Annotated in this window: 9 protein-coding genes; 1 reads left to right on the forward strand and 8 read right to left on the reverse strand. The window is 66.3% G+C overall.

Annotated features, from left to right (window positions below; genetic code table 11):
* Window positions 1–372: 372 nt before the first annotated feature.
* Window positions 373–2,925: a type III secretion system effector XopK gene (xopK, locus tag J7367_RS00465; RefSeq protein ID WP_057660132.1), complete on the forward strand. Its 2,553-nt coding sequence runs from the start codon at window positions 373–375 to the stop codon at window positions 2,923–2,925.
* Between the two features lie 49 nt (window positions 2,926–2,974).
* Here xopK and J7367_RS00470 read toward each other — a convergent pair whose 3' ends face one another.
* The 8 genes from J7367_RS00470 to J7367_RS00505 all read right to left on the reverse strand — a co-directional run bounded on the left by J7367_RS00470 (window position 2,975) and on the right by J7367_RS00505 (window position 17,814).
* Window positions 2,975–4,816, reverse strand: a complete 1,842-nt coding sequence (locus J7367_RS00470) for a beta-galactosidase family protein (RefSeq protein WP_057660141.1) — start codon at window positions 4,814–4,816, stop codon at window positions 2,975–2,977.
* Window positions 4,817–5,046: 230 nt separating this feature from the next.
* Complete coding sequence (locus J7367_RS00475) at window positions 5,047–7,389, reverse strand: GH92 family glycosyl hydrolase (protein WP_057660142.1); 2,343 nt, start codon at window positions 7,387–7,389, stop codon at window positions 5,047–5,049.
* Between the two features lie 85 nt (window positions 7,390–7,474).
* Window positions 7,475–8,938 carry a glycoside hydrolase family 125 protein gene (locus J7367_RS00480; protein ID WP_057660144.1) on the reverse strand — a complete coding sequence of 488 codons (1,464 nt, stop codon included), beginning with the start codon at window positions 8,936–8,938 and terminating at the stop codon, window positions 7,475–7,477.
* 277 nt (window positions 8,939–9,215) lie between these two features.
* The gene (locus J7367_RS00485) at window positions 9,216–10,640 is read right to left on the reverse strand and encodes a 6-phospho-beta-glucosidase (protein WP_057660147.1); all 1,425 of its coding nucleotides are present in this window, start codon (window positions 10,638–10,640) and stop codon (window positions 9,216–9,218) included.
* Window positions 10,637–11,572, reverse strand: coding sequence for a sugar kinase (locus tag J7367_RS00490; protein WP_244667762.1), 936 nt, complete (start codon window positions 11,570–11,572; stop codon window positions 10,637–10,639). The genes J7367_RS00485 and J7367_RS00490 overlap by 4 nt, the downstream gene beginning before the upstream one ends.
* On the reverse strand, window positions 11,551–12,918 hold the full coding sequence (locus J7367_RS00495) for an APC family permease (RefSeq protein ID WP_057660155.1): 1,368 nt from the start codon (window positions 12,916–12,918) through the stop codon (window positions 11,551–11,553). Before J7367_RS00495 ends, J7367_RS00490 begins: the two co-directional genes overlap by 22 nt.
* Window positions 12,912–14,825 carry a beta-galactosidase gene (locus J7367_RS00500; protein ID WP_057660156.1) on the reverse strand — a complete coding sequence of 638 codons (1,914 nt, stop codon included), beginning with the start codon at window positions 14,823–14,825 and terminating at the stop codon, window positions 12,912–12,914. Before J7367_RS00500 ends, J7367_RS00495 begins: the two co-directional genes overlap by 7 nt.
* Before the next feature lie 97 nt (window positions 14,826–14,922).
* Window positions 14,923–17,814, reverse strand: coding sequence for a TonB-dependent receptor (locus J7367_RS00505; RefSeq protein WP_244672237.1), 2,892 nt, complete (start codon window positions 17,812–17,814; stop codon window positions 14,923–14,925).
* Between the last annotated feature and the right edge of the window lie 419 nt (window positions 17,815–18,233).

Consider the following 18,233-nt stretch of genomic DNA (forward strand, 5'->3'; position numbering starts at 1 on the left):
GCGTCTTGGAAGAACGCGGCGGCTCAACAGGTGGATTGCTGTGCCGGCGCGTCCTGGCGCATCGCCAGCTCCGCGAGGCCATCCATGTGGCGTTGCCAATCTGGCATGGAGGGACTCAATGGCGGGCTTTCTCCGGGATAAATCGCGCGACGCGTGGTTAGGCCGGAGAGTTCGTTTACGGAATCGCGTGTTCGTCGCAGCAAGACTGGATGGAAAGGACAGGCGCACCATCGCCGCTTTGCACCGGTTGGAGTTTGCTCATGCGTGTCCAGCGATCCATTGCACAGCATCTTGTCACACGCGATTCTGCGGCCGTTGAAACACCCCCCCGCAGCGGAATCGCCGCAAGATCGACAGGGTTGGCCACTGGGGTTGAAAGTGCTGCAGGCGCGGCCACTGCCCAAACGCACACATCGCGATGAGAGCGAGCGACGACCGCACCACGGGGATGCCAACGCCCGAGTTGCCGAAGCGGAGACGGCCTATGACGTATTCGTTGTCGCCAAGTACGTGGCCGACCCCTTGCACGGAACCGCGGACAAAACGGCCGAATTGATCAACGACATTCCCCGCCGCGGCGAACCCGAGCATTCCGCCGAAGCCGGGGAGTCAGCGCATCCACCCGCGCACCCACCGGCCGACCATACAGCGGCACCGGATGGCCACCCGCCACACCCACCGCAGACCGCACATCCCGCAGACCCGCACGCTGCCCATGCCCCGCATGCGCCGACGCCGGGGGGACACCACGCGCCGCATGCCGACGCCGGGCATCCGGCGGATCCGCAAGCGGTTGGGCATGCAGCGAAGGAAGGCGTCCTGCACGCCCTCGCCGAGGAAGGCGCGCCGGCAGGCGCATTCGATCTGGCGATGAGCCTGGGCATCAGCGGTGCGATGCTGCCGCTGTCGAGTCTTGCGATCTATGCCGCGTACAAGGAAACCCGCGAGGTTGCCGAGCAGCGCACGCACTTGCGGCAGCGCGAACGCCGCCTGCGCTCGGAGCAGGCGGCACTGCAATCTGCCTTGGACACGGCAGCGCCTGCAGACGCTGCAAATGCGCACGCGCATGCACTGAGCGAGGCGATCGATACCAACGCCTACCTGCAGCGGCGAAATGCGCGGGACGGTGCCATCGCCGCGACCTCCATGGCCTCGGCCGGAGTGATCTTCACCAAGGCAGCGAGCGAACTCGGCATCCAGGGCGGGTTGGCAATCGCCAGCAATAGCGCAAATGCGGCAGGCCTGGTGGGCCACAGCGCCGCCGCCGCAGGTGCGGCCTCTGCGGCGGGCATCGCCGGCTCCTTCGTGCTCGCGCCGTTGGCGAGCGTGGCGGCGACCGCACTGGGGGGCACCTTCCTGCACCAGTCGCGTCGGGAAAGGGCACGTGTTGCCGTGGATGTCGGCAGGGTCGAGCGCTTCCTGCAAGACCTCGAACCCAGCGAACTCAGTCCTGGCGCACAGCGCTACCAGTACTTTGTGAGCACCAAGTTGGGCAAGTACGACCGCTTTGCGCATCGGTTCAACCAGTGGAACAAGGGCTTTGTCGTGAGTGGAATCACCTACACCGCCAGTACGTTGACCAAGGTCGGCGTCAGCGCGGCCGTCGTTGCCGGCGCCACGGTGGCCGCACCGGTGGGCACGGGCCTGATCATCGGCGCAGGCCTGCTCGGTGCGGCCACGATGGGGGTCGGCAGCCATCAGTTCCTGCTGGCGCACGGCAAGCAGAAGCGCTATCGCAGGTACCAGACCGAGGACATGCCCGGCGTCGATCGTGCGCTACTGGCGGTGGCGGATCTATTGCCTGCACGCGAGGCGGAGAGTGGCGCAGCCCGGGAAGCGCCCAACGTCGCCGACCAGTTGCAGCCAACTGCGCTGGACGTTGCACTGACGCCAGTGGCGGAGGAAGCGGCGGGAAGCGATGAAGACGATCTCATTGCAGAAGCCGATCCCGGCCTGGAGCCGAAGCATCGCCAAGGCGCCTCTGCCGCACATGATGCTCAACCGGCAATGCCGGAACCCGCCGCTTCGACTGCCGACAGGTCGGGCGCAAGAGCGGCAGATGACGTGGTGCCGCACCATGGTTTCGAGTTGCGGAGCGCGCTTTACGCCTGCATCGATGGGCAGGAAAAGGCGTTGGACGCGTTTCTGCAGGCCGGCGCCGACGACCTGCAGAAACTGCATCCGGCCAAGCCGCGCTCGACAGATCAGAGCACAGGCTCGGGTCGAGCGGCACCTGCGGCGCCGCTGGGTCGGCGCGTCAATGCAGCCCTGCGTGCGGCAGCGAACTACGGACGCGCGGTATTGACCGGCAAGCCGCAGGAGGCGCGAGGCAAGGCGATGCGCAGCCATGCCAAGCACAGCGCGGTGCTGACCGAAACCGCGCTTGCGCAGTGGCTGCAAACGCCCGGCTCGGTGAGGTCGCAGATCGCCTATATGCAATGCTGCCTCGAACTGCAGAACAAGTATCTCGACGTCAAGCTCAGCGCGCAGGCGGACCTTCCGCAGCCCGACGTGCACGACGATCCGCATTCTCATGTCGAAACGCCGGTTGCGACGGTCGATCGGGCGCCGGAACGTCTGCTGGCGCAATTGCATCAAGCGCGCACGCGCGACGACACCCAGCGGCGAGCCGTCAGCCTGATGCTGCAGGAACTGGAGATGGCCGAGCAGGAGCTGGCAGGCCCCGATGCGCGAAGCCAGGCGCGCGCCGCCGCCAGGATGGCCGGTTTGCAGCAGCGCCTGATCCGGGTGCTGACCTCGAACGCGATCGTGCCGCAAGAAGGCGTGGCAGGGTTTGCCAGGTTCTGTCTGAAACAGGCCCGTCAGCACGCCACCCATGTGCGCGGCACGCTGTTGGCGACCGAAGTCCAGGCAGCACGCATCCGCGAACAGGCCGCGGCCGCGGCCCCTGCGTCCACGACCTGATGGCCGCTGTGCGAGCGCGCACGCGTCGGCAGCAGCCGCCTTGTGAGACTCACTCCTTCGGCTTGAGCCACACCTGCTGCTTCAGGCCGCGCACGCTGGGGGTGGCGACATCGTCCAGATCGAAGACCACCACCGTGTTGTCACCCTTGCGCTGGAACGGCGCGGGGAAATACAGCGCGGTCTGCGGGCCGATGTTCCAGTGGCGGCCCAGGTTGACGCCGTTGGCCCAGGCGAAGCCCTTGCCGAACGCGCGCATGTCCAGATAGGTGTCGGTGGGCGTGCCGATGCGCAGGGTGCCGCGGTGGAACGCCGGGCCTTGCACGGCCTTGCGGGTCCAGCCGCGGATGCTGTCGGGCGTGCGCATCGGCAGCGGGAAGGCCTGCCAGCCGGTGAGTTGCTGGTTGTCCAGCACGACCGGGTCGACCAGGCCGGCGCGGCCGTCGGCCATGCGCGGGCCGTAATTGATGCGGCCGCTGTTCTCGACCAGGACATCCAGGGTGTGCTGGCCTGCAGGAATCTCCACATCCAGGGACACCTGCTGCAACCGTCGTTCGACGCTACCGACCGGTCGTTGATCCACGTACACGCGCGCCACATCGCGCACATCGCCCAGATACAGCGGGCCCTTGCGCGGGCCGGTGACGGTGGTGCGGTAGAGGATGTAGCCGTAATCCTGGCCGAACTGCTCCATCGGCCGCGGGGTGTCGATGGCGATCGGCGCGGGCAGGTTGTCCCAGAGCGAGGCCGATTCGCGCAGCGGCGTGTCTGGCAGTGTGGTGGTCGCGATCGGCGCCGGTAATGCGGGCGGCTGTACGCCGGTCACGCGGGCGATGGCATCGCGCGTCAACGCGAACTTGGGCGTGGGGTGGCCGGCTTCGTCGAGGATGGCGTCGTAGTCGTAGCTGGTGGTCTGCGGCGCGTAATGATCGCTGGGATTGTTCTGGAAATTGGCGCCATTCATGAAGCCGAAACTGGTGCCGCCGATGAACATGTAGAGATTGGCCGAGTGACCCTGGCGCAGGATCCACTCGAACTCTTCGGCCTGTTGCCTGGCATCGGTGGCGGCGTGCGGCTTGCCCCAATGGTCGAACCACCCGGCCCAGTATTCGCCGACCATGCGCGGTTGATCGGGGCGGAACTTGATCAGTTTGTCGAATGCGCTCTTGGCCTCGCCGGGTGCGAAGTTCACCACCGCCAGGGTGTCGGGCAAGGTGCCGTTGGCGAGCATGTCGGCGCCATCGGAGGTGAACAGCAAGGCCTTGTCGAAGCCGGCCTTGACGTACATGGCGCGGTTGTCGGCCATGTACGCGTGGTCGTCGGCGTAAGAGCCGTATTCGTTCTCCACCTGCACGGCGATGATCGGCCCACCGTTGTGGTTGAGCAGCGGCTGCACCTGGTTGGCCAGTGCGTCCAGATATGCCTGGCTGGCGGCGAGAAAGCGCGGGTCGCGGCTGCGGACGCGGATGTTGCCCTTGCCGAACAACCAGGCCGGGTAGCCGCCGGCCTCCCACTCTGCGCAGGCATAAGGGCCGGGCCGCAGGATGATGTTCAACCCCTGCGCGGCGGCTTCGCGCACGAACGCGGCCACATCGTTGTTGCCGGAAAAATCGAACTGGCCTTGCTGCGGTTCCACCAGATTCCAGAACACGTAGGTTTCCACCGTGTTCAAGCCCAGTGCACGCGCTTTTTGCAGGCGGTCTTTCCAGTAGGCGCGCGGAATGCGCTGGAAATGGATGGCGCCGGAAAGCAGTTGGTAGGGCTTGCCGTCGCGCACGAACTGCGTGCCCTGCGTGCCGAAGTTCGGCCAGCGTTCGGTATCTGCGGCTGCGCCGGTGATGGGAAGCGCGAACGCGAGGGCCAGGACGAGCGGTGCAAGGGTGGTGCGCAGCATGAGCGATTCTCGGCGGTAACCAATGACGGGTGATGGCGGTGGATGAGGTTTTGGGTGGATCGGTGTTGAGGGTGGCCCTCATCCGCCCTCCGGGCACCTTCTCCCGCTTGCGGGAGAAGGAAAGGCAGCGCGCGCCCGCTTGCGGGAGAAGGAAGGCAGCGCGCCTCTGCTTGCGGAAAAAGGGGACTAGCGGGATCTGTCATGGTCGAGCTGCCGCGGCTGTGCGTCCGCTAGGCAAACGAGGGCGGGAGATCCTTCTTGTTGGCACCGAAGCTCAGATTGGGCGTGGACCCCATCTCGAACTCCAGGGTGCCGCCTGCGGCAAGATCGGCATGGCGCAGCCAGGCACGGTTGGTCGGTGCGCCGTTCCACTTCAGCGATTGCACGTAGACGTTCGTTTCGCTGCTGTTGTTGGCAACGATGCGCAGCGTGCGGCCGTTGCCCACATCCAGCGTGGCCCGCTTGAACAAGGGGCTGCCCACGATGTAGTTGCCGCTGACCGGATCCACCGCATACAGACCCAGTGCGCTGAGCACGAACCATGCGCTCATCTGCCCGCAGTCTTCGTTGCCGGACAGGCCGTTGCGCGCATCGTGATATTGCTCGCGCAGCAAGCGGCGCACCATCGCCTGGGTCTTGTACGGCTGGCCGGCATAGGCGAACAGATACGCCACGTGATGGCTGGGCTCGTTGCCATGCGCGTACTGGCCGACCATGCCGTCGATATCCGGCGGTGCATCGGCGGGCAGTTCGGAGCTGGTGGAAAACAGCTCGTCCAGCTTGGCGACGAAACCGTCGCGACCACCGTACAGGTCCATGTAGCCGTACAGATCGTGCTGATTGAGGAAGGTGGCCTGCCAGGCGTTGGATTCGGTGAAATCGCGCCACTTGGCGATGTGGCCCATGCCGCGCGGGTCGAACGGCGTGGCCCAGCTGCCGTCGGCAAGCCGCGCCTGCACGAAGCCGCTATCGCGATTGAATACGTTGCGGTAGTTGCGTGAGCGTTCGCGCAGTGCGCGCGCATCGTCGCTGGCGCCGGCGGCGCGCGCCAGATGCGCACAGGCCCAGTCGTCGTAAGCGTATTCGAGCGTGCGGCTGACTGCTTCGTCTACCTTGTCGGCGGGGATGTAACCGAGCTTGCGGTACTCGCCCAGGCCGTGAGTGGTGTCGTCCATCGCGCGCTTGCGGTACGCCGGCCACGCGGCCTTGTAGTCGATACCGGTAAAGCCCTTGGCATGCGCCTCGGCCAGCACCACGGCGGAGTGATAGCCGATCATGCAGCCGGTCTCCACGCCCTGCAGCGGCCAGATGCCCACGCCGTCCGGGCATTCGTTGGCGCCGCGCACCAGGCATTGCACCAGGTCGGGCACGCGCTCGGGTTGCACCAAGGTCAGCAAGGGGTGCAATGCGCGATAGGTGTCCCACAACGAGTAGGTGCTGTAGTTGTGATAGCCGGTGGGCGCGGTGTGGACCTGCAGGTCCATGCCGCGGTAGCGGTTGTCCACGTCGGAGAACAGCGTGGGCGCCAGCAGGCTGTGATACAGGCCGGTGTAGAAGATGCGCCGTTGCGCGTCGTCATCGCTGTCGATGCGCACGCGGGCCAGTTCCTTTTCCCAGGCGGCGACCGCTTGCGCATGCACGCGCGCGAAGTCGAAGTCCGGCAATTCGGCATCCAGGTTGGCCAGTGCGTTGTCGGCGCTGACGGCCGAGATGCCGACCTTGATCAGCAGCGGGGCGTCGGCAGCATCGGGGTAATGCAGCGCGGCCTTGAGGTGCGTGCCGTCGGCGCTGCGCGTGCCGGCGGCCAGCGGTTGGTCTTGGTCGTACAACTGCACCTGTTTGAAGGGGCGCGACAGGCGCATGGCGAAATAGATGTAGCGGCCCTTGGCCCATTGGTACACGCGGCGTCCGCCGGTGAGCGTGCGCTCGTCGACCACGCGTAGCTGCGCATCGCTGACGCGGGTGGGAATCCCGGGTTTGTCCTGCATGCCGTGGCACAGGTCGAGCAACACATGCGCCGGCTTGCCCTTGGGGAAGTGATAGCGGTGCAGGCCTGCCCGCGCGGTGGCGGTGAGTTCGGCATGCACGCCGCTGTCCTTGAGGCGCACGCGGTAGTAGCCCGGCGATGCGGCCTCATCGGCATGGTCGTAGCGCGAGCGGTAGCCGGCATCCGGGTTGTCGAGCGGGCCGGGCACCAGTTTGACCTCGCCGGTTGCGGGCACCAGCAGGAAGTCCAGCATGTCGCCGATACCGGTGCCGGACAGGTGTGTGTGCGAGAAGCCCATGATCGAGCCATCGGATTCGTGATACCCCGAGCACGAATCCCACACTGCGTTATAGGTGTCCGGGCTGAGCTGCACCATGCCGAACGGCAAGGTGGCGCCAGGGAAGGTATGGCCGTGGCCGCCGGTGCCGATGAAGACATCCACATGCCGGGTGAGGTCGGCGCGGGTGCGCGCATCGGCCGGGAGCGCGTAATTGTCGGCGCGCGCACGCGCCAGGCCGGGCAGGCCGACGCTGCCGAACAGGGCTGCGGCGATGGCGCCTTGGAGAAAACCGCGTCGTGTTGCCATGTGTGTGGTCTCGGAATGTTGCGGGCCGATGCCGGGGCACCCTCATCCGCCCTGCGGGCACCTTCTCCCAAAGGAGAAGGAAAGGTCAGAGGCTACGCAGCAGCTGCGGCTTGCGTTGATGCAGGTCGATAATCAGTTCGCCGAACAAGGTGTTGGCCCAGGCGAACCAGTCGCGGGTGAAGGTGTTCGGAGTGTCCTTGTCGAAGGCTTCGTGCATGAAGCCGGTGCCGGCGTGGGTGGTTTTCAACCACTGCAGGCATTGGCGCAGTTGCGCGTCGTCGTCGCTGACCAGCGCGTATTGAATGATCGACATCGGCCAGATCGTGCCCATGCCGCTGTGCGGGCTGCCGACGCCTTCGGCCGCCTTGCCGCGCGAGAAATACGGGTTGCGCTCGCTCCACGCCAACTGGCGCGTGCGCAGGAACACCGGGTCGGCGCGATCGCAGCAACCTAGGTAGGCCAGGCTGAGCAGGCCCGGTGCATTGGCGTCGTCGATGAACAACTGGTTGCCGAAGCCGTCCACTTCGAACGCCCAGTACGCCTGCCCGTCGACATCGCGTTGCTGGCCGAACTGGCGGGTGGCGGTCTCCACTTCGTCGGCCAATGCGGTGCACTCGGCGGCAAAGGTAGTGTCGCGATGCAAGGCGGTGCTCATCGTGGCCAGCTGTCGCAGCGAGGTCACTGCGAACAGGTTGGCCGGTACGAACAACGGGAACACGCAGGCGTCGTCGGAGGGGCGGAACATCGAGTGGATCATGCCGTTGGGCTTGGTCGGCTGGCCGTAGCCTTCCAGCACCAGGGTTTCGGTGGCCAGTGGCGAGGGCCGCTGGAACACGTACGGGCCGCGGTTGTCCTTGCGCTGCTGCTCGCGGAAGGTCTTGACCACCACGTGCATCGCCGCGCGCCAGTCGTCGTCGAACGGTGCGGCGTCGCCGGTGGCGCGCCAGTATTCGTGCGCGATGCGAATGGGGTAGCACAGCGAATCGACTTCCCACTTGCGCTCGCCCACGCCAGGCTTCATTTCGGTGATGTCGTTGAGCGACCACTTCAGGCGTTGGGTCTGGCCATCGGGCAGGAAGGCGTTTGCATACGGATCGAGCGTGATGCACGCGGCCTGGCGCTGGATCAGACCATGGAACATGCGCCGCAGCGCCGGGTCGCGCCTGGCCAGCGGCACGTACGGGTGCACCTGCGCGGAGGAATCGCGCAGCCACATCGCGTGGATGTCGCCGGTGATGACGAAGGTGTCCGGCTTGCCGTTGCGGGTGCCGGTTTCCACCGTGGTGTCGAGCGTGTTGGGGTAGCAGTTCTCGAACAGCCAGGCCAGTTCGGGGTCGGCGATGCGCGCCTTGATCTGCGCGAGTTGCTGTTCGACCGCCTGGCTGACGAAGCGGCGCTGCGCCTTGGGCGGGCGCCTGCTGACGAAGGCGCTGCCTGCGCTGGACGCGCCGGTGGCGGGCGCGGCCGCAAGGGCAGGCAGGGCAGCGGCGAGCAGGCCGGCACCGGCACTGGCGCCCAGCAGCTGAAGGATGTCGCGGCGGGTGTGCATGACCTGGAACTCCTTGGATTTCGACTGCAGGCCTGCGCACCAGTGCCGCTCCAGCGCCGCGCTACCCGCCGGCTAGGGATGAGACCTATGCATGACCAATTCCCGATGACCATACAACGTGTGCGCCAAATGTGCATAGTGCGGCCGCACAATTCTCTGCCGTCTGCGTAGCGGATTGCGCTGGGTCTTCGCTGCCGGCGGCGTTGAAACGCGCCGACCACCGGCACGCCAGTGTCACGACCGCACCGGCAGCGACGGCGCGGCATCAAGCTCGTTCTCAGCCCACCGCATGTCCACGCCACTGCGCCGGCCCCGCGCAGTGGCCGTCGTCGTGTGCGTGGCCGAACAACGCGTCCAGCAACCGCCGCGCCGGGCTCCATTCGCCAATCGCCGGGTGGATCAGCATGGCCTTGCAGGCGTCCAGATGGCTGCCGCTGAGCGCCGCCTCGATGGCGGCGTGCTCGTACGCCTTGAACGTGTGCACCAACCCCTGCACGGCGCTGGGCAGCGGCGCGGCCGGGACCGGCACGATGCGGTCGCGATCGATGTCTGCGGCGATTTCCACGATGTCGTCGTCGGCCAGCTCGGCCATCGCGCCCTGGTTGCGCACATTGACGACATGCCGCGCGGGCCGGGCGCCGGTCAGCGCGCTCATCACGTCCACCGCGATGCGGTGATAGCCGGTGCTGGCGCGGAACGGGTCCGGCTGCGGCGCCAGGTCCGGCGCGAAGGCCGAGCCGGCCTCGGCCTCCAGCTTCATGTACGAGCCGGAGCGCTGCGCCAGATAGGCCGCATAGGTCTGCACCGCGCCGGTGGTGTCGCCGGCGTCCAGCCGGCTGCGCAGGTTGCCGATGAGGGTGCGGTTGAGCCGCTCGATCTCGCCGCCACGGCTCGCGCCGCTGGCGCGCTGGTTCTCCAGGGCGCGGCGGCGCTCGTAGAAGAAATACAGGTATTCGGTGGGGATCAGCCGCAGCGCGCGCAGCATGTCGAAGTCGAACAAGGGCGCCAGGTAGAGCTGGCGCAGGATGGCGTCGTCGGCGAGCACGCGGTCGAGGATGTCTTCGCCGCGCAGGCGCACCGCGCGGATCCAGCCCAGATGATTGAGTCCGACGTAGTCGCATTCCACATCGGAAGCCGGCTCGCCAAGCGCGCGTGCGATGTTGTGGAACAACTCCACCGGCGTATCGCAGATACCGACCACGCGCGCGCGGGTATGCGCGCTGATGGCCTGGGTGATCAGCCCGGCGGGGTTGGTGAAGCTCACCAGCCAGGCGTCCGGGCTCAGGCGCTCGATCATGCGCGCCTGTTCGATCGCCACCGGCACGGTGCGCAGCGCCTTGGCCACGCCGCCGGGGCCGGTGGTCTCCTGGCCGGAATAGCCATGGCCGATGATGGTCTGCTCATCGGAGGCGCGCTGGGCGATGCCGCCAACGCGGATGCTGTTGAGCACGAAATGCGCGCCTTCGATCGCCGCTTCCAGCGAGCGCGCCGCATGCACCTGCAACGCGCCGCCGGCTTCGGCCACGATGGCACGGCCCATCGCCACCATCAGCGCCAGCCGCTCCTGGTCGGGGTCGTACAGCACGATCTCGCCCGCGCCCAGCGCCTCGGCGGCCTCGTTGACGCCATACACCACCAGTGGGGTGCGGACGCCGCCGCCGCCGATCAGGGTGAGCTTGCGATTGTCGACAGAACTGCTCATGGAACGTCCTCGTGTGTGGGGGGAGATAGGAGAAACAGGCCGTCGAGCGCACCGAGCGCGCTGCAGCAGGCCGCGCCCGCGTGGCAGCCGTGCTGTGCGCTTTCGTCCGGCGACAGGCCGCGCAGCTGGGCGGCGAGAAAGCCGGCATCGAAGGCATCGCCGGCGCCGGTGGTGTCGCGCACCGGCACGATGGGCGCGGCGACCCGGCGTGCGCCGGCGTCATCGATCACCATCGCGCCGGCAGCGCCGCGCTTGATCACCGCCTGGCGCAGGCCGAGTGCGTGTGCCCATGCCAGACACGCAGCGGCGCCATCGCCGCAGCCCATCAGCGCGGCTTCTTTCTGGTTGGGCAGAAACCAGGTCACCGCGCGGCAGGTGGCGTGGTTGGCAGGATCGGTCAGCCAGGCCGGGTTGAAGCCGACATCCAGCGAGGTGCTGCAGCCGGCACGCGCCAGCAGCGGCAGGAGGAGCTGCGCCACCGCAGCAGGCAGCGGCAGGGCGAAGTGTACGTGGGTGGCCGCAGACATCGCGGCGATGGAGGTTTCATCCAGCAGGAGCGCACTCAGGTCGGCATTGGCGCCGTGGTAGGTGAAGAACGAGCGGTCGTCCTGTAGCGACACGCTGGTGGTCACGCCGGTGCCGGCCGGTGAGTCGACCAAGCCATCAGCTGATACCCCGAACTCGTCCAGGCGCTGCGTGAACACCGGGCGGTCCTGCGCACCGATCGCACCGAGCACGCGCACGCTGCAGCCCAGCCGCGCCAGCGCGCAGGCGGTGATCAGCGTGCCGCCGCCCAACTCGCGCGTGTAGCGACGCGCAAGCGCTTCTTCGCCGGGTGCCGGCCAGCGTTCGAAACCGCTGAAGATGTGGTCGAGATACACCTCGCCGACCACCATGAGTTGCGCCGCGCTCATTGCAGCTGGAACGGCCATGCGCGCTCCCTCCGTGCCTGGATCAGATACAACGCACTGCCCACGCACAGCGCCAGCACTGCCGCCAATACGCGATGGCCGGGGCTGGTGGCCAGCAGATACAGCCAACCGGCCACGCTGATCAGCAGCGGCCACGGATACAGCGGCATCGAAAATGCACGGCGGCGCCGCTTGCGTCGCAACAGCACCACGGCCAGGCATTGCGCGAGAAACTGGAACAGGATCTGGATGATCATCAAGGTGGCGATCAGATCGTCCAGCGACAGCAGGCAGGCCAGCACGGACGTTGCGCCGACGAACAGCAGCGACACGGTGGGAAAGCCGCCACGCGGATGCAGCCGCGCAAACACGCCGAAGAATTGCCCGGCCGCGGCGGCGGCATATGGCACCCGCGAATATACCAGCAACACCACCAGTGCCGAGCCCCAGCTGGCCAGCACGATCAACGCCACTGCCACGGTGCTGCCCGCCGGCCCGTAGATGGCCTGCATGAAGTCGGCCATCACCGCCTTGGATTGCGCCGCCTTCTGCCAAGGCAGCACGCCGAGCAAGGTGACGTTGAGGCCTAGATACAGCAGCGCCACGATCGGGATCGAGACCAGCACCGCCCGCGGAATGGTGCGGCGTGGCTTGCGGATTTCGCCACCGAGCATGCACACGTTGTTGTAGCCGCCGTAGTCGTACACCGCGATCAATGCCACTGCGCCCAAGCCCAGCCAGAAGCCGTGCGGCGAAGCCGGGCGCGCATGCAGGAAATCCGCGGCGATGCCCACATCGAAATGCAGCACGCCGCTGAAAATGATCCACACGCAGGCACCGATCACCACGGCGCTCACCAGCAACGACAGCACTTGCACCGAACGCACCTTGCGATACAGCAGCAGTGTGTTGAACGCGCATAGCGCCATCGCCATGGCGGTGAGCCGGGCATGGCCCAGGCCGGGCAGCAGGAACGCCAGATATTGCACGCAGCCCACCGCCGCCGAGCCCACCGACAGCGGTGCGGTCAGCAGCGTTTGCCACAGATACAAAAACCCGAACAGGCGCCCCCAGCGTTCGCGCCCGTATGCTTCGCGCAGATAGTGGTACGGTCCGCCCGAGCGCGGAATCGCAGCGCCGAGTTCGGCCCACACCAGCCCGTCGCACAGGCACAGGAACGCGCCGGCCACCCAGCCGATCAACACCGAAGGGCCAGCCAACGCCGACAACGCCAGCGGGATGGTGATGAACGGGCCGATGCCGATCATGTTGAGCAGGTTGGCCGACAGCGCGCTCCAGAAACCCAGCGTGCGCGGCGGGGCGCCTGCCGGTGTGGACGATGGCGATACCACCGAGGGGCTCAGCATGCGCTGTACGCCGCATGCGTGCTGCGTGCTGTGGTGGCCGCGTCATGTGCAGCGCGCAGGCTGTCGGCGCAGTGGATTGCGGTGGCTTGCAGTTGATGCAGATCCAGCACCAGCACCGCATTGTTGCCTTTGCGCAGCCAGGCGCCGGGGCAGAACAGGCACTGTTGCGGGCCGATGTTCCAGTAACGCCCCAACAGGCGTCCGTTGAGCCACAGATAGCCTTTGCGCCACTGGCGCATGTCCAGGTACACGTCGCCGACCGTCTGCAGTGCGATATCGGCGGCGAAGAACAGGCCGGGGCGCGTGGCTGGGGATTGCAGTGGGCGCAACGTGGGCGCGGTGTCGCTATCCAGCGCTACGCCGTGCACCTGCCAGCCGCGCAGCTCGCTGCCATCCAGTCGCACCGGGCCGAGCAGGCCTTTGGCATCGCCCAGTGCCGGGCCGAAATTGATATGGCCGAAACTGTCGACCAGCACGTCGAGCTGGCGTTCCTTCGCGGCGGCGTTCGGCAGGGCGAGTTGCGCGGCACTGTTGAGGTGCGCATGCCGCATGCGCGAGACATGGCCGATCTCCCGGCCATCCAGGTGGACTGCTGCGTAGTCGTGCACCTGGCCCAGGTCCAGTTGCGTGCCGGCGGCAATGCGGCGCCGATAGACCACCAGGCCCAGGTTCTGCCTGAGCAGGGTCTGGTTGTCGGCAGGCTGGTCGGTAGGCACCGGCCGATCGCCCAGGTTGTCCCACAGCGATGCGACCGGGTGTGCAATGACCGCGTCGAAGCGGGCGCGCGCTGGCGCCGCCGGAATCGCCGGCAACGGGCCGCTGCTGTGTTGGGCGATGATGCTGCGCAGTGCCGTGTAGGCCGGCGTGGCGCGGCCGCGTTCGTCGATAGGTGCGCTGTAGTCGTAGCTGGTGAGCACCGGCTGGAAGTGCGAACCGTCGTCTTCGGCATTGGCGCCAGCGCTCAGCCCGAAGTTGCTGCCGCCGTGCACCACATACAGATTGAACGAATAGCCGGCCGCCATCAGGCGCTGCAGCATCGGCGCGTAGTCGCGGCGCGCCACATCGGCATCGCCCCAATGCGTCAACCAGCCCGGGTAGCCTTCGGCGACCCACACCGGTGCGTCACCTGCGATGGTTCTGGCCTGCTGTAGCTCCTGCAGATCCGCACCATCCAGACCCAGCGCCGCGCCGGGCAGGTAGGCCTTGCGCCGGCGCAGGTCCTTCATGCCTTCGGCCAGGGAAAACGGGCCATCGATGCCGTGCTGGCGCCAAAGCGCAGCCAGCGCCTGCAGATAGCCCACGTCGCTGCCGTGCATGCTGTATTCGTTCTCGATCTGCAGCATCAGCACCGGCCCGCCGGCACCGGCCATCAGCGGTGCGAGGCGTGGCGCCACCGCGGCGATATAGCGCTGCACCGCTGCCATGTAACGTGCGTCATTGGCGTCGCGTAACCGCATGCCCGGTTCGCGCAGCAGGTAGGGCGGCAGCCCGCCGAGCGTCCATTCGGCGCACACGTAAGGGCCGGGTCGCAGATACACCCACATGCCTTCCTGCTGGCAAAGCTTGATGAAGGCGACGAAATCCCGCTCGTCGGTCGCGAAATCGAACTGCCCCGGCTCGCGCTCGTAGGCATTCCACATCAGGTACAGCGCAATCGTGTTCAAGCCCATCGCCTTGGCCATGCGGATGCGCTGCAGCCAATCCGCACGGGCGATGCGCAACGGATGCATCTCGCCACTGCGCAACTGCCACGGCTGCTGGTCCAGCACGAACTGTCCGCGGTCGAAGCCGAATACATGCGGACGACCATCCGGCACTGGCGCACGCAGCGACGACAGCAGCGCCGGTGCGGCCGCCAGGCCGAGCGGCGCGAGCAGCCCAAACGTGCATAGGCTCCTGCGTTTCATCGTCTCTCCAGCCAGGAAAGGAACTGCTGCGTTATATCGATCGCATTGCGGTGCGCCATGCCGCGTCGCCAGGTCTGCGGCGCGGCGCGACCCACTGCTAGAACGCGTACTTGACAGTGAACAGCGCCGTGCTTCCGGCATCGACGATGTCGGAGATCGCCAGATTGCGGCGACCTACATGCGCCCAATAGCTGCATTCCTTGGTCAGGTTGGAGATCGACAGATCCATGCTCACACCATTGTCGAAGCGGTAGCCGGTGTGCAGATCCACACGTCGGGTGGGGCGTGCCCACAGGTCGTTCCACGGCGCGCCTTCGTGCAGGAAGTCGTAGCCCAGCAGGTACGAACTGCTGAAGTGGTAGCTCAGGTTCAGCGAGAACCCGTTGTGTTCGTAGAACACTTCCAGGTTGGCCATTGCCGCCGGCGCCGACTGCATGTGCTCGTTCTCGAAACCGTCCAGGCCCAGGTCCGCACGCGCGTGCTGGCGGGTGGCGTTGGCGCTCACGCCCAGGCCATCGAACGGGGCGGGCAGGTCCTGGAACTTTTGCCGGGCGCTGATTTCAACACCGTAGATCTTGCCGTCGCCGCCATTGGTGGGCATGTGGTACAGCACCGTGCCGCTACCGGTGGTGCTGCCATTGGCCTGCGCCGAGCCGGCATCGTAGATGTAGTTGCGCAGTTGCTTGTAGAAGCCGGCCAGCGAAAAAAAGCCGCCGTGCTGCGTGGACCATTCGCCGGACAGGTCCAGGTTGGTCGATTCGATCGGCTTCAGGTCCGGGTTGCCCTGAGTGATGGTGGTGACGCCGTTGGAGATGTCGATCTGGCTGCCGCCGCCCAGCTGCACGAAGGCCGGTCGGGTGTAGCTGGTCCACAGCGAGGCGCGATACGCCGTGCGCAGATCCGGTCGCCAGGTCAGGAACACACTGGGCAGCGGCTCGTTGTAGGAGGTGTGGTTATGGTCGAAGTAGCCGGCAATTTCGTTGCCGTCGGCGTCCGTCGGGCTCACCCAGAAGGTGTTGTTGATCGCGGTGTGTTCGAAGCGCACGCCGGGCACGATGTCCAGGTTGCCCATGGTGAAGGTGGCGCTGGCGTAGGCGGCACCGACCGCCTCGGTGCCGCGCATGGTGTTGCAGTTGAAGTTGTTGACGTAGAACGCGTTGCCGCAGGTGTCCAGATCGTCGTCGGTGAGATGTTGCGCAATCACACCGGCCACTGCGGCTTCGCTCACGCGCGGGGTGTTCCAGTCGTATTTACCCGGAAAGATCGATGCATAGGTGCCGGTGAAGATGCCCAGCTCGCCCAGCGTGGTGGTGCCATCCACGCCGCCGGTATACCAGTCGCGATTGGTGTAGCGGCGACGGCTCTTGCTGTACTTCACGCCAAACTGCACCGAGCGCAGTGCGCCATCCTCTTCGAAGTCGTAGCGGGTATCGACGCGTGCGCCGCCTTTCTTCTGGCCGGAGTAGATCTTGGTCAGCTCGCCATAGCTGCCGGCATACAACGAGGGGATGTTGTTGACCTGCGCCTGCAGCGCCGGAGTGAGCTGCGGGTATGGAAATGCACCGCCGCCATAGGCCACCAGGGTATTACCGGAATAGGCGTAGTTGTCCTGGGTGAACTTGTCTTCGCGTCCATCGATCTCGACGTGGTCGGGGCGGTCGTTGTCGCCGAAGCTATAGAACACGTTGGGCATGAAGGTCCAGCCGCCCACGGTCTTTTTCGCGCCGATCTGAAAGGTGGCCAGATCGGCGATTTCCGGGTTGGTTTCGTACCAGAAACGCGAGGCGATGCGGCCGATGTTGGGCGTATATACGCCAGACGTGCCGGTCGGCACGTAGCGCACATCCTGCGGCAGCAGCTGCACGAAGGTGGTGCCCTGATCGGTTTTGGCATAGGCGTAGGTCATGCGCGCGTAGAGCGACAGGGTGTCGTCCACGTGCCAATCAAACGAGGCATTGCCGCCGTAGCGGCGCTCCCAGCCTGCGGCAATCCCGACATTCATGCCGGTGCTGGTGAGGTTGTGTTGCGGATCCAAGCCGGCGGCGTTGCCGCCGTTGGCGTCGGTAATCAAATATTCCCACGAGCCATCGTTGAGCGCGCTGGTGGCCGCGGCCACTTCGCTGTTGGTGGTGGTGCGGTAGTCGTAGTACGCGCTGGCATACACGCCAAACTGCTGCGCATCGCCGAATTTATGCTGAAACTCGCCACCGAAGCCGCCACCCAGGCCATCGCCGCCGTAATCGCGCGCGCGGCTCTCCACCCGGCCGCTGCCGGTGACGCTGCCGCTGGTGGTGTCCTTGAAGTCGTAGGCGGTGGGGGTGCGGAAATCCAACGTGCCGCCGATCGCATCGCCGTCCATGTCGGCAGTGGAGGTCTTGTTGGCGACGATGGTCTGCAGTCCGGTCGGCGGTAGCAGGCTGAGCTGCACGCTGCGGCTATACGGCATGCCCTGCGCCACGGTGACGCCGTCGATCATGTTGACGTTGTATTCGGAAGGTAGCCCGCGCACCGAGGCAAACATGCCTTCGCCGCGTGCTGCACCGTCGATGCCGCCGAAATAGCCCGAGCCGGTGCTGGTGATGTTGATGCCGGCAATCAGGCCCAGCGCTTCGGCCACGTTGTGCACGGCGGTGCGCTGCAGGTCGTTGGCCGACAGCACATCGACCGTGTTGGCCGCGTTGATCTTCAGGTCGCTGGCGTCGTAGCGGTTGCTCACCACGCTGATCGCCTTCATTTGCTTGACCTCTTCCAGCGCGATCGCCACCGACGCAGTACCGGTCTCGCCGACCTGGATGCTGGTTTCGGCCGCGCTGAAGCCGGGATACTCCAGATTCAGCGCGTACTGCCCTGCAGGCACGTCACGGATGACGAAATGCCCGCGCGCATCGGCGACTGCGCTATAGGCGGTACCTGCGATACGCACCTTCGCATTCGCTGCCGGTTTGCCGCTGCTGGCTTCCTTCAGGTCGCCTTCCACCGTGCCGGCCATTGCCGTCGCCGCCGATGCCATGCCGGTGACGGTCAGGATTGCCACGGCCCATTGCTTGCCATTCGAACGCTCACGCTTTTCCACGTGCCACCTCGCCAGATGCTGGGCAACGTTGCCGATGGCAATGCCCTCCAATGCCTTTGCTCTCGGGCAGACGGTGCGCACGATGAAGCACACACACGGCATCGCGCAGCACGCCGTCAAAGCGTGTGCGTATTACCGCAGGGGATGCACGTCGAAGCGTCTGCCAGCTGGGACAGCTGTTGCAGGCGTCAGTGGCGCGGCGGGGAATAGCCGGCGATGCACTTGGAGCGCGATCGCATGGCGCTCAATTTGTAGTGCTTGGTCATGCCGGCTGCACCGGTGCAACGAGCGCGCGCATGTGGGCAGGGCGAGGCAACGCGAGGGTGGCAACACGG

Origin of the sequence: Xanthomonas sp. D-36-1, from assembly GCF_017746155.1 — a bacterium.
GTDB classification, from domain to species: Bacteria; Pseudomonadota; Gammaproteobacteria; order Xanthomonadales; family Xanthomonadaceae; genus Xanthomonas; species Xanthomonas cissicola.

Bases quoted from the DNA above. Each gene is read 5' to 3' on its own strand.
- J7367_RS00470 (WP_057660141.1), bottom strand. From the start codon at position 4,816: ATGCTGCGCACCACCCTTGCACCGCTCGTCCTGGCCCTCGCGTTCGCG.
- J7367_RS00475 (WP_057660142.1), bottom strand. From the start codon at position 7,389: ATGGCAACACGACGCGGTTTTCTCCAAGGCGCCATCGCCGCAGCCCTG.
- J7367_RS00480 (WP_057660144.1), bottom strand. From the start codon at position 8,938: ATGCACACCCGCCGCGACATCCTTCAGCTGCTGGGCGCCAGTGCCGGT.
- J7367_RS00485 (WP_057660147.1), bottom strand. From the start codon at position 10,640: ATGAGCAGTTCTGTCGACAATCGCAAGCTCACCCTGATCGGCGGCGGC.
- J7367_RS00490 (WP_244667762.1), bottom strand. From the start codon at position 11,572: ATGGCCGTTCCAGCTGCAATGAGCGCGGCGCAACTCATGGTGGTCGGC.
- J7367_RS00495 (WP_057660155.1), bottom strand. From the start codon at position 12,918: ATGCTGAGCCCCTCGGTGGTATCGCCATCGTCCACACCGGCAGGCGCC.
- J7367_RS00500 (WP_057660156.1), bottom strand. From the start codon at position 14,825: ATGAAACGCAGGAGCCTATGCACGTTTGGGCTGCTCGCGCCGCTCGGC.
- J7367_RS00505 (WP_244672237.1), bottom strand. From the start codon at position 17,814: ATGGCCGGCACGGTGGAAGGCGACCTGAAGGAAGCCAGCAGCGGCAAA.